Source organism: Metabacillus rhizolycopersici (genome assembly GCF_020075705.1).
On the sequence record NZ_JAIQUM010000063.1, the window covers coordinates 17959 to 29763 of the forward strand.

Here is an 11805-nt window from a genome sequence, read left to right on the forward strand (position 1 = left end):
TAGATAATGATAAAAACAACTAAGAGTCAAACCCTTGATAGATAAGGGTTTGGCTTGTTTTCTACCTTCTTATAGTTGGGTTGTTAGCGAGTTTTGTAGAGGGTATTCATATGTTCATTTGGGATTTTTGGGAAAGATCCTTAGAAAAAGGATGATAGGTGTGTTGAGTTGAGGTCGATAAAGATACCAAAAGACTTTTCAGGATAGTAAATACAATTCAATTCATGAAGTTTTAATGATGTTTACTTAACTTAATTTTTAATATTGTCGTTACAGTTCAATACTTCTCCCGTCGATGCATCAATAACCACCTGAAATTCCTTATCGTGATTAATCAAAGATATTTCATATTTTTTATTACCGTTTTCTTCAATCATATGAGTTTTCGTTACTAGACCACCATTTGATAAATCTAAGGCAATGTTCGCTGCTGTTAATTGGTTAATTGTTTGTTCTTGAGTATGTGTTTGCTCCATTGCTTGTTGTTCATAAAATATTGCATGAGCTCCGAATCCACCTACTAGAAAAGCACCTGTTAATAGCAAGGTTAGTAGTTTCATTTTTAATCCCCCCCTAAGTTGTTGATAGGTATATACTAACTACTCCAGTTTAAAAAATACGAAGGAAAAGATTAAGATTTGATGAGAAAAGGGAAAGAATAGATCATGATGGACTTGCACAGAAAAGATAATCTTTACCGATTTAGGCGTTGATCAAGGCGCTTCCCCTTTTGTTATGAAAACTGTCATTTCTTTCTTGCTAAAAGCAACACACTGATTCATAATAATGGTGAAAATCATACGAATCGTAATTTACTATAATGGGGAAAATAAAATGAAAAATATGTACTTTACTAGCTACTTTCCGCTTATCACAATTTTGTTGTTTAGCACTTCTTTATCGATTGCGACAGTCATGCTTGTTATCGATTACTTGCAGGTTTTTGGAATCTATGATGGAATGTTAGAATTCTTTTCGAATAATGGAATAAAGTTAGCTTTATTCATCTTATTTGCATTACTTTATTTCATGGTTTTTTCGGCGCTGAAATTAATCGCAAACACAGTGACAGAGCTTTCCCTTTTATTTTTTTCAAAGGATGTGGCAGGTGAGAGCTTGACAAAAATAAGGGGTGGATCAACTTTTTATTTAGTTGCAGGTGCCATCTCATTGGTTGCAATTCAATATCCACTTGCAATTGCTGCGATTTTTCTTCTTGCAACGATTTGTTGCTTTATTTATATGGTATTCAAAATTAGTAGTTCGCTCACTTCATTTTCTTTAATTGGATTAGTGCTGTTCCAGGTATTATTTTGGTTTATCTTTATTTTAGGGACCTTATTTGTATGTTTTAGACTTTACAATAGTGTCATGGCAAGTTTGCCAGTGTAAGCAAAAAGATGGTGTCGACTTAATCGTTGATCCATCTTTTTTGTCGCTTAGGAAACGATAAAATTCTTATATAGTGGCTAAGCGCACGATAGCCAGCGCAAGCGTCCGACGACTCTTGAATTAAAGGTAGAAACACCTTCTATTCAAGAGCGTCTTATTTGCCCGAGGCTGATCAAGGCGCTGGCGCTTTTAGAGATAAGCCTTCTATAAAAATCGTTTGCGAACTTCTGGGGAAGGGATCATACATTGATCTTTCTTCCCAAACCATTTGTATCTATTTTTGGCGACGAGGTTGTAAAACCTATCCCGAAGCGGCCTTGGAATCACAATAAGTAAATAGAGGATTCTCCATATCCCACCTAAGCCTCGACATACATGTAGGGCTGCAGTTGATTTCTGATAACACCTATCGTTGCTGATAAACACAAAGCTATCGAAGTTTTCGGTTGGAAGATTGTACTTCTTTAATAATTCTTGCCCAACATTCGATTGAAGGGCAGCAAATTTAAATGTGTTCAGTTTATCGTGACGGATGACAAACTGAACAGATTGATCACAAAAATTACAGATGCCATCAAACAGCAGGATCGGCCTGTTAGATGTATTCATTGATCACCCTTCTTCCTTAGATGCTTAAATCATTTTTCCTATTTCATGATATCTCTCCAAATAAGTATTTGAGGACCTTGAGTATAAATACTCCTTAGACTGCCATTGCTATCTTTTCCTACCCACACACCGGCAGTGTATCTATCTGTTAATCCAACAAACCATAAATCATTATAATTATTAGATGTTCCTGTTTTGCCACCTACATAATCTTTAGCGACAAATGCTTTTTGGCCAGTTCCACTTTTTACGACTGATGCTAATAAAGACCGCATTTGATTGTTTGTAGATTCCTTCCATACTCGCATAGGCTCTTCTTTCCATTCATACAGCGTTTCTCCGGTTAAATCTGTTACCTTTACAATCGTACGGTTTTGATAATAAAGGCCGTCGTTGCCAAAAGTCGTATATGCGCTCGTTAGTTCTAACGGTGACATACCGTGGTCAAAACCACCTATTGCAGTAGCGAGGTTTTGATAATCCTTCTTTGTGACAGAGGCAAAGTTAAATGGTTCTAAGTAAGAAAAGCCTTTCTCAAGCCCAATTGTGTCAAGCATCCGAACGGCTGCTGTGTTATAGGAATATTTTAAAGCTGTTTCAAGTGAGACTGTTCCGTAGTTTTTCTTACTATAGTTTTCAGGACAGTAGCTACCTTTACAAAATGCACCGGCATCAATTGGTGAATTCTTCGTTGCACCAGTGATATCGATATAAGGAGCATAATCTAGCAGTGGTTTTATAGCAGAACCTGGATGTCGATAAGCTTGAAAAGCACGATTGAATGAAAATTTTTCATAATCTTTTCCACCAAATAGAGCGACGATTTTATGCGACTGATGATCAATAATAGCGGCGGCACCTTGGATTTGGTTAGAGGGAAGATGCTGATCAAACGCGGTCACTAATCTTTTTTGTAGAGTGGAATCTAATGCTGTATGGATAATAATCCCTTGACTTAACACTTCATTTACACGTTCTGTAACTTGATCGTCAATTGACTTTTTGTTTTGACCCTCAGACAGCTTTTGGGCATAGCCTTCACTTGCGGAAACTAACTGTTTTAATTCTTGATGAACGTACGTAACATAATCTGGCTGAGTATCGACCCGCGTCTTTCTAGAAAGAGTAATTGGATAGTCGATTGCATCTTCCATTTCTTGCTTGGAAATCGTGCCATTCTCATAAAGCTGTACGAGCAATCTCTCTTGCCGATCTTTTGTATTCTGAAAGTTTTTTATGGGATCATACATCGTTGGATTGTTAGGGATTGCGCTTATGAACACTAATTCTGCTAAATGAAGCTCTTGGATTTGTCTACTAAAATAGTGTGTAGCTGCCGTTCCTATTCCATAAGTCCCGTTACTAAAGTAAATGGCATTTAAGTATGCTTCTAAAATTTGTTCTTTCGTAAAGTTCTTTTCAAGCTGGTAGGAATAAAGGAGCTCACTTAGTTTTCGGTTATATGTCTGTTCATGAGATAAATAGACATTTCGCGCGAGCTGCTGTGTAATTGTACTTCCGCCCTGCTCAACAGATTGGTTTTTGGCATTAATAAAAACCGCTCTAAGCATACCGGCAGCATCGAATCCAATATGTTCAAAGAAGCGTTGGTCCTCTGATGTAATAAATAAGTCTTTTACTATCTCAGGTATATCGTTATACCCAATATACGTACGATTTTGCTGTTGGGAAGTGATTTCAGAGATTAACTGTCCTTCATGATCAAAAATATAACTATTCTCTGCTAATTCAACAGATTCAATTGGGATCTTTTCATCTAAAACTGTCCCTAATCCTTTTACGGCTTTCGATTCTTTACCAGCAATGAAACCGCTGAAAAGGAAGAGAGGAACCATTAGTACTACACAAAACCAACCAAATAAACTCCGCAAATCAGTCACACACTTTCTAAAATAAAGTAATCAATTCTAGTCTTATTGTAACCGATTCTTTCTAAATGGAGGACTTATTTTTTATTTCTGGAAATCTCCAAAATTCTTGTACATTGTATAAGCGTTTTGACATCCAGCACAAGCGTCCGGTCCCTCTTGGGTCTAAGTTTGAGGCTAATTAAGACGCTTTCACTTTCGGAAAAAAATAGACAAGGGATAATTTACTATTTTTTGAAAAAGTAAAGTTAAATCAGGTGCTACGATGATATAATGATAGTAAGAACGTTGATTTTTAGGGAGGGAGGTTGAAAGAGTTTGGAAGGACAAGAACATTTATTATTTATTGACTTCGAGTTTACGATGCCAGAGGGAAAATCAAATCCTAAGGGATTTTATCCAGAAATAATTGAAGTTGGGATTGTTTCTGTTCGGAACAATCAAATTGAAGCAGAACAATTCTCCTCATATGTAAAACCAAAACGATTCCCCTTCTTAAGTGAGCGCTGCAAAAACTTTCTACAAATTTCTCAAGCAAAAATTGATGAAGGCATTTCATTTTCTGACTTACTAACTACTCTAAAAATATACGATCAAGCTTCTTCTACTACCGTCATAACATGGGGAAATATGGATATGAAGGTATTGCGGCAAAATTGTCAAATGAATAATGAGAAATTCCCATTTACAGGGAGATTTAGAGATTTGTCGATGGAGTATAAAAAGTTTTTTGGAGACCGAAATCAAACAGGTCTTCGGAAGGCAGTCGAGGAATATGGGAAAAAAGCAACAGGGAAACATCACCGAGCTTTAGATGATGCGTTAACCACTTATAATTTGTTCAAGTTAGTGGAGGAGGACAAACGATATTTACAAAAGCCTGCTCCTCCGACAATCGGTGATCGAGTTGATTTGGCAAAGGCATTTAATAAATATGCAACGTAAAAACCAACAAAGTAAGGATTTACACAGCTATGATTTTCTCAATAACGAAAAGTGGTATTGTCCGTTCTTTTCAAAAGGAAATAGTGTTATCCCGCACGAATGGGAAGCTAAATATGAAGTAAACTACACCAATCATGACAGTAACATCTCCACCCATCGACTTAAGACTTTAGCCTTTCGTGTATTAAAAGGAGCGAAGGTGGAGGATAACTGCCCGTAAAAGCGAAGGTAAGTCTTTTATTATTGAATGAAGTTTAAGATTACCGTTATTTAGTTGAGAAATAATCTGCTTCTAAGCTTGCTAGATTTACAAGTGATTGACTTGCCCACGGTGTATCCATTTGTTCAAGCTCATCTTTTAAAGAGTTCACTGCACTTTTAAGTGATTCTTTATAATCTGGTACATGTCCCGCATAGGGCTTGACCATCTTTAGTGGGATATTTGTTTGTTCATTGTATGCTAGTGCGCGACGTTCATGAAAGAGCGGAACGTCTGCTTGCTTTGGATTATGTAAATCACCTTGCTGTGGATGCTTAAGAACAGCCTTCACCTTTACTAAATAATGCATTGAACGAATGTCTGTTATTTCACCAATATATTTTCCTGTCTTATATAAACCTGTAACGATTTCGCCTAACTTTCTTTCTTCCATTTTACGTCATTCCTTTTTTAAAAGATAAGTTGTTAATCATGGGTAAAAGCATCATTGAATTTTAGACTCTACCTTATCTTACCATGTTGAAAGGGGAAATAGTAATGATTGAAATGCTTCTGCTTGTTACCTTCCCTAGTGAAATGACCGAAAACTTGCTATAGTAAACAATAAGAAAGGTCGTGCAAAGATGAGTCAATACAATGAGGTTTTAGCATTTCTTTTATATTTTCCAGAAGATAAAACGGAATATATACCAGCCGTAATAACTTTTCTTCTCTTTGTGATTGGTGCTTTTTTTACATATCGTTACATTGTAAAGATTTCGCAAAATGAACAAAGAAAAGTGGAAGAGCTTTATAAACGAGCAACAGAAAGCGCAAAAGAAGAGTAGTTTCCCGTTTGTTTTAGCAGGCAGTAAGATTTCACTGATGGAAGGTCTCGCTTTATCAAACAAAGCTTTTGCATAAAATCAAAAGCACAAGCAAATAATACCCTATAGCCAACATCTTTAAACGGAGGGTATTATGAAACGAAAAACAGCTTTACTATTTGTATTGCCTTTTATTTTATCTGGTTGCATGGAGAAAACCATCACGAAAATGGATGTAGAAATGTTTAATCAGAATGGTGATTCTCTTGGAACAATCGTGGTAGCAGAACAGTCTGCAGGAGTAAAGTTAGAAGTATTATTGGAAGGGCTTCCAGATGGTGAACATGGATTACATATTCATGAAAAGGGAGTATGTGAAGCACCAGATTTTAAAAGTGCGGGAAATCATTTTAATCCAGATGAAAAACTACATGGACTATTGAATCCAGAAGGTGCCCATGCAGGTGATTTACCAAATATCATTTCCGAGGATGGGAAGGTTGAGGCAGAGCTGATGGCACCCGAACTTACTCTCAAAGGCGATCAAAAAAACTCTCTACTATTCAACGAAGGGACATCAATTGTTATTACTGAAGGCAAAGATGACGGAATGACCCAACCGGCAGGTGATTCTGGTCAGCGAATTGCATGTGGTGAAGTGACTAAAAAGGAAGCTGATCGAAAGGAGAAGAAAGAAGTAACGCCTGCTGATGAGGAATGAAGAGAAATGGGGCTGACACGTTTGAGTCAGCCCCATTTTCGATTGATGCTTAGGAATTTATAAAATTCGTGTACTTCTACTGCGGATGAGCGCACGACATCCAGCTCCAGTACCTAGCCCCCTCTAAGGTCTAGCCACGCCTTTTATTCATGCGTGGCTTATAGTCTGCCTTAGGCTACAAGGCGCCTCCGCTTTTGTTTATTTTAATGCCTTCACGAAACGGTCAAGCCCATCCTTTAGTGTTTCCTTTGGGCAAGCAATATTCATTCGAAGGAATCCAGCACCATTTTCTCCAAATTTTGATCCGGGTTCTAATGCAAGTTTCCCTTTTTCCAAAAGTAGTTCCATGATTTCCTCATCTGATTTTTGAAGGTAACGAACATCAAACCATACGAGATATGAAGCATCAGGCCTTGTTACCTTTACTTCAGGAAGTTTCTCTTTTATGTAGTTTTCTATGAAGAGAATATGATCCTCTAAATAATGAATCAGTTCATTTAGCCATACCTCTCCATGCTTATAAGCAGCTTCCATGGCGTCAGCACCGAATGTATTTACTGTCATAAGTCCGTAAAGTTCTTGAACAGCATTAAATTTTCTCCTAAGTGTGTCATTTTTAATTAAGACAACTGAGGTTTGGAGTCCAGCAAGATTAAACGTTTTACTAGGAGCTATACAGGTGATCGTTTGATTCGCTATGGACTCATTGATTGATGCAATCGGTGTATACTGATTGTCAAATAACACGAGATCTGAATGGATATCATCGGAAAGAAGTATCACATTATGTTTTACACACAGTTCGCCGATTTTGATTAATTCTTCTTTACGCCAAACACGACCACTAGGGTTATGTGGATTACAAAAGATAAACAGCTTCGTCATTTTATCTGAAAGTTTTTCTTCAAGATCTTCAAAATCTATGTCATAGCGATTATCACTCGTTAAACGTAAATGATTGTATAGCACCTCGCGTTTATGTTTCTTTGCCATTTCAAAAAATGGATAATAAACAGGTGGTTGAATAACAATTTTATCTTCTGGTCCTGTAAAGGCTTGGATGGCCATACTAAGAGCTGTAACAATACCTGGACTATATGTAATGCTGGACGAATCTATTTCCCAGTTATTGCGTTTTTTAAGCCAACCTCTAATAGCTGCTTCCGTGTCAGATCCAGGCATCGTATAGCCTAAAATCCCGTGATTGGCACGTGTTTTGAGTGCTTCAATGACTTCATCTGGTGTGGGGAAGTCCATATCAGCAACCCACATTGGTAGCACATCCTCAGCACCGAAAATTCCCTTTGTATCCCATTTTACAGAATTGGTATTTCTTCGATCAATGATTCGGTCAAATCGACTCACTTACTTCACCTCATTTGATTATTTCTCAGAACGTATATAGTAACATACTATTTTTTTATGGGAGATGTATTGTAGCTGAATGGTTAGTAAAATCTCTCCTAATCGAAGTGATATTTTTCGTTCGGGTATTCGTTGCCTGCAATGAAGGAAAGGAAACCATCGTTTTTAACTGTGAACTTGGCAAGGATAAACCCGAACAAGTCACTTGTGTATCCCTATTACCTCTTTGCATAATTGTGTTACAATGACAATGCAGAAAATAAGATTATAAAAGGTGAAAAGATGGAAACACAGCACACGAATATTAAATTGATGGAACTTTTATTACAATGGGATCCACTAGGCTATGGTGAAGATAGTTATGAAACAGAAGTGGTAGATGTTCTTCAAGCTGTACATTTAATTGATGATGAAACGGTCCTTGCTAGAAAAATCCAAGCGATCTATGAGTTTTCATTTGAGGAAATTATTCCCCTCGAACAATGTAAAAGCTTTTCCCAGCAACTACTCTTCATTAAAAATAATGCCAGCTGTGAGTTGTAAAATTTCCCTCATATAAATAGGTTACGTTTAAAGCAGTGCCACTCAGTAATGATGGTAGGTAAATACCTACCATCATTACTGAGTGGCTTCTTTTTTCGGAGATAAGCGCAAATTTTTTTGACTTAGTTTTCGTGTCCAGCGCAAGTGTCCGGACCCTCTTAGGTCTACAGTCACGCATGAATTGAAGGTAAAGTACGCCTTCAATTCGTGCGCGTCTTATGCCTGACGGGTCTGAACAAGACGCTTGCGTTTTTCTTAGTTAGCCAGGCAAAAATCTAATATTTTTTCAGAAACCTGCTCAGGCCGTTCCTCTGGTACTAAATGGCCAGTGTTTTTAAAAGAGAAAAAGGAGGAGTTTGGTAGATCCTTATTAAGTCTCTCCCCAATTTGAATCGGTACTACTTTGTCCTCATTCCCCCAAATTAATAAACTTGGTTGTTCGATGAGTTTTATATCTTCTGGCGACAGGTCCCCTTCGTGATCACGAATCATTTTGTTAAGTGCCATAAAAATTCGATCATCATAAAATGGCTCTTCATATCCATCCATCATTTCTTGATCGATAAGTGAGAGATCATGGACGACATTGTGTAAGTTTTTAACGATCCCCTGCTTAACGAGCCAATGCTTGATGACTAAATAAAAGTAAGGAACATAAGACCCGATTTTCAATGACGGACTAAGTCGCTTCATATAGCCAGAACTGCAAAGGAGCACGACCCTTTCGAATAAATCTGGTCTTTCCTTCGCCGCGATTAGTGAAACTTGTCCTCCCATTGAATGTCCAACAAGATATGCCCTTTTTATTTGTAATCCTTCGATTAATTCAATCACTACTTTTGCCATATTCTTATAAGAATGAATGAATTTAGTTGATTTCTCCGTTTTCCCAAATGGAGGCAGATCAATCGCTATGATGTTAAAGTCATTTTCTAATAAAGGAATAATCTTCCGATAACAGAAGCTGGAGGATAAAAATCCATGGATTAACACCAAAGTTGGCTTTGGGGTCTTTTTCTCATAGACCTCATAGTGAACGTTTACACCAAGGATATTCATGGTACTGCAAAAATTATGGCTCTTTTCCATAACCATTCACTCCGTTTTTCCTATATTTATTAGTCGATCATATGATAAAATGAGGTGTCGATTAGCTTTGTAATTGTTCGTTGAAGTTCGGATATTTTGCCAGGCCCTTTTTGGAGCAAAATTTCTTTGAGTGTACTTTTTTACAAGCATCTGCAAACACTATTTCGTAAGGTTTATTATATTTTCACCGAAATTAAATGAATCACACATGTAAATGTCTACCTGTATTTCTTTCGATGAAACAAATGAAACTTAAGCAATAGTGCTATAATTGTCTGAAGATTTGAATAGTAGGAGTGGTGAAAATGGAGTTTACAGAGAAGGATGTTGAAATTTTAGAACTATTAGAGAATGACTGTCGCTTGTCTGCAGAACAAATCGCCAAAATGATCGATTTAGCAGAAGATGAAACAAAACAAATGATTCAAAAATTAGAAGAACACCGCGTTATTGCTAACTATACAGCACAAGTAAATTGGGGTAAGGTCGATGGTCATGAATTAGTAAAAGCAATGATCGATGTGAAAGTTCAGCCTAAGCGTGGGGTGGGCTTTGATGATATTGCAAGCCGTATTTATAGATTCAATGAAGTGAAATCTGTTTATCTTATGTCTGGAGCATACGATCTTTCTGTCATTATCGAGGGTAAATCAATGTCAGCTATTGCTCAATTCGTATCGCAAAAACTTTCAACCTTGGATTCAGTTTTATCAACAACAACTCATTTTATCTTAAAGAAATATAAGCATGATGGTACAATATTTGAACAAGATGATGAGGACAAGAGAATTGTGGTGTCACCATGATTGAGCCTTCCCATTACCTCTCAAGTATAGTCAAAGATTTAAAACCATCTGGTATTCGAAAGTTTTTTGATTTAGCCGCTGGCATGGAAGGTGTTATTTCATTAGGTGTAGGTGAACCGGACTTTGTCACACCATGGAATATTCGAGAAGCTTCGATCCTATCACTTGAACAAGGATATACTTCCTATACAGCTAATGCAGGGCTTATCGAATTAAGAAATGAAATTAGTGGATATTTAAAAGAAGTAACGTCGCTTGATTATGATCCGAAAAGTGAATTATTAGTAACAGTTGGAGCGAGCCAAGCACTAGATATTGCTTTAAGGGCAATTGTAAACCCTGGCGATGAGGTTATTGTCATCGAACCTAGCTTTGTTTCTTATGCATCGCTCGTCTCGTTAGCGGGCGGTGTTCCTGTGTCTGTTCAAACGAGCGGTGACATGGAATTTAAGCTTCAACCTGAGGAACTAGAGAAGGCCATTACTGAAAAAACAAAGGCGATTATTTTATGTTCTCCCAATAATCCCACTGGGACACTTCTTGTGAAAGAAGAACTAGAACGACTTGCAGAAATTATTGAAAAACATGATTTGATCGTTATTTCTGATGAAATTTATGCAGAGCTTACATATGATGATGTGTACACAAGCTTTGTTTCGATTGCTGGTATGGCAGAACGTACGATTTTAATTTCGGGATTTTCAAAGGGATTTGCAATGACAGGATGGCGCCTAGGATATGTTGCAGCACAACCTGAATTATTAAGCGCCATGTTAAAAATTCATCAATACTCAATGATGTGTGCACCAACAATGGCGCAATTTGCAGCAATAGAGGCTATGAAAAACGGTAAAGAAGACGTTCTTCATATGAAGAAAAGTTATCGACAACGTCGGAATTTATTTGTTGCGGCTTTAAATGAGATTGGATTAACATGTCACGTTCCTGGTGGAGCGTTCTATGCTTTTCCATCGATCAAAAAAACAAACCTAACATCAGAAGAATTTGCTGAGCAACTATTGATTGAAGAAAAAGTAGCAGTTGTTCCTGGAAGTGTGTTTGGAGAATGTGGAGAAGGATTTATTCGATGTTCTTATGCAACTTCATTAGAACAACTACAAGAAGCACTAAAAAGAATGCAACGATTTGTTCAAAGACGTGTCTAAGCGGAGGCGTCGGTAGATCACGTTTGTAGAAATAAGGCTGATTAGTTTAGTTATGGCCTTATAGTAAAAAGAAAGGAATACTAGTAAGCATTGTGCTTACTAGTATTCCTTTTTTGTCTTATAGAAAAAGGCTGTTTTCGCAAACTTTGTTGCTATTGTCATATAGAGTGCCACCAACAGTGACCGGTTCGTCTCCATATTTCAGGAATTGGGTAAGTAACTCCACTAAAGTTGCCCGCCTAGGCTCTATATTT

Annotated in this window: 13 protein-coding genes; 7 read left to right on the top strand and 6 right to left on the bottom strand. The window is 37.3% G+C overall.

What is annotated here, in order from left to right:
- Positions 1-251 precede the first annotated feature (251 nt).
- Complete coding sequence (locus K9V48_RS21055) at positions 252-560, bottom strand: PepSY domain-containing protein (RefSeq protein WP_224141110.1); 309 nt, start codon at positions 558-560, stop codon at positions 252-254.
- Positions 561-834: 274 nt separating this feature from the next.
- Between K9V48_RS21055 and K9V48_RS21060 the strand changes: the two genes are divergently transcribed.
- Positions 835-1392, top strand: a complete 558-nt coding sequence (locus K9V48_RS21060) for a DUF5366 family protein (RefSeq protein WP_224141111.1) — start codon at positions 835-837, stop codon at positions 1390-1392.
- A 204-nt stretch (positions 1393-1596) separates the two neighbouring features.
- Here K9V48_RS21060 and K9V48_RS21065 read toward each other — a convergent pair whose 3' ends face one another.
- Together K9V48_RS21065 and K9V48_RS21070 are read right to left on the bottom strand one after the other, a co-directional pair.
- Positions 1597-2001, bottom strand: a complete 405-nt coding sequence (locus K9V48_RS21065) for a thiol-disulfide oxidoreductase DCC family protein (RefSeq protein ID WP_224141112.1) — start codon at positions 1999-2001, stop codon at positions 1597-1599.
- Positions 2002-2039: 38 nt separating this feature from the next.
- Positions 2040-3857, bottom strand: coding sequence for a transglycosylase domain-containing protein (locus K9V48_RS21070; RefSeq protein ID WP_224141121.1), 1818 nt, complete (start codon positions 3855-3857; stop codon positions 2040-2042).
- 351 nt (positions 3858-4208) lie between these two features.
- On the opposite strand from K9V48_RS21070, the gene kapD reads away from it, so the two are divergent.
- Positions 4209-4835, top strand: a complete 627-nt coding sequence (gene kapD / locus K9V48_RS21075; RefSeq protein WP_224141113.1) for a 3'-5' exonuclease KapD — start codon at positions 4209-4211, stop codon at positions 4833-4835.
- Positions 4836-5101: 266 nt separating this feature from the next.
- On the opposite strand, the gene kapB is transcribed toward kapD, so the two are convergent.
- On the bottom strand, positions 5102-5488 hold the full coding sequence (gene kapB, locus K9V48_RS21080; RefSeq protein WP_224141114.1) for a kinase-associated lipoprotein KapB: 387 nt from the start codon (positions 5486-5488) through the stop codon (positions 5102-5104).
- A gap of 190 nt (positions 5489-5678) precedes the next feature.
- Here kapB and K9V48_RS21085 point away from each other — a divergent pair, with 190 nt between their 5' ends.
- On the top strand, positions 5679-5882 hold the full coding sequence (locus tag K9V48_RS21085) for a hypothetical protein (protein WP_224141115.1): 204 nt from the start codon (positions 5679-5681) through the stop codon (positions 5880-5882).
- 133 nt (positions 5883-6015) lie between these two features.
- Entirely contained in the window at positions 6016-6582 is a 567-nt protein-coding gene (locus K9V48_RS21090; protein WP_224141116.1) for a superoxide dismutase family protein, read from the top strand.
- A gap of 198 nt (positions 6583-6780) precedes the next feature.
- Here the strand turns inward: K9V48_RS21090 and K9V48_RS21095 are convergent, their stop codons facing one another.
- Complete coding sequence (locus tag K9V48_RS21095) at positions 6781-7947, bottom strand: MalY/PatB family protein (protein ID WP_224141117.1); 1167 nt, start codon at positions 7945-7947, stop codon at positions 6781-6783.
- Positions 7948-8229: 282 nt separating this feature from the next.
- Between K9V48_RS21095 and K9V48_RS21100 the strand changes: the two genes are divergently transcribed.
- Positions 8230-8490 carry a DUF1871 family protein gene (locus tag K9V48_RS21100; RefSeq protein WP_224141118.1) on the top strand — a complete coding sequence of 87 codons (261 nt, stop codon included), beginning with the start codon at positions 8230-8232 and terminating at the stop codon, positions 8488-8490.
- Between the two features lie 255 nt (positions 8491-8745).
- On the opposite strand, the gene K9V48_RS21105 is transcribed toward K9V48_RS21100, so the two are convergent.
- Complete coding sequence (locus tag K9V48_RS21105; RefSeq protein WP_224141119.1) at positions 8746-9579, bottom strand: alpha/beta fold hydrolase; 834 nt, start codon at positions 9577-9579, stop codon at positions 8746-8748.
- A 305-nt stretch (positions 9580-9884) separates the two neighbouring features.
- Here K9V48_RS21105 and K9V48_RS21110 point away from each other — a divergent pair, with 305 nt between their 5' ends.
- Complete coding sequence (locus K9V48_RS21110) at positions 9885-10385, top strand: Lrp/AsnC family transcriptional regulator (RefSeq protein WP_111616808.1); 501 nt, start codon at positions 9885-9887, stop codon at positions 10383-10385.
- Positions 10382-11551, top strand: coding sequence for an aminotransferase (locus K9V48_RS21115; protein ID WP_224141120.1), 1170 nt, complete (start codon positions 10382-10384; stop codon positions 11549-11551). The genes K9V48_RS21110 and K9V48_RS21115 overlap by 4 nt, the downstream gene beginning before the upstream one ends.
- Positions 11552-11805: the final 254 nt, after the last annotated feature.

Coding starts and splice junctions, on each gene's coding strand:
- K9V48_RS21055 (WP_224141110.1), bottom strand. CDS start 560: ATGAAACTACTAACCTTGCTATTAACAGGTGCTTTTCTAGTAGGTGGA.
- K9V48_RS21060 (WP_224141111.1), top strand. CDS start 835: ATGAAAAATATGTACTTTACTAGCTACTTTCCGCTTATCACAATTTTG.
- K9V48_RS21065 (WP_224141112.1), bottom strand. CDS start 2,001: ATGAATACATCTAACAGGCCGATCCTGCTGTTTGATGGCATCTGTAAT.
- K9V48_RS21070 (WP_224141121.1), bottom strand. CDS start 3,857: ATGGTTCCTCTCTTCCTTTTCAGCGGTTTCATTGCTGGTAAAGAATCG.
- kapB (WP_224141114.1), bottom strand. CDS start 5,488: ATGGAAGAAAGAAAGTTAGGCGAAATCGTTACAGGTTTATATAAGACA.
- K9V48_RS21085 (WP_224141115.1), top strand. CDS start 5,679: ATGAGTCAATACAATGAGGTTTTAGCATTTCTTTTATATTTTCCAGAA.
- K9V48_RS21090 (WP_224141116.1), top strand. CDS start 6,016: ATGAAACGAAAAACAGCTTTACTATTTGTATTGCCTTTTATTTTATCT.
- K9V48_RS21100 (WP_224141118.1), top strand. CDS start 8,230: ATGGAAACACAGCACACGAATATTAAATTGATGGAACTTTTATTACAA.
- K9V48_RS21105 (WP_224141119.1), bottom strand. CDS start 9,579: ATGGAAAAGAGCCATAATTTTTGCAGTACCATGAATATCCTTGGTGTA.
- K9V48_RS21110 (WP_111616808.1), top strand. CDS start 9,885: ATGGAGTTTACAGAGAAGGATGTTGAAATTTTAGAACTATTAGAGAAT.
- K9V48_RS21115 (WP_224141120.1), top strand. CDS start 10,382: ATGATTGAGCCTTCCCATTACCTCTCAAGTATAGTCAAAGATTTAAAA.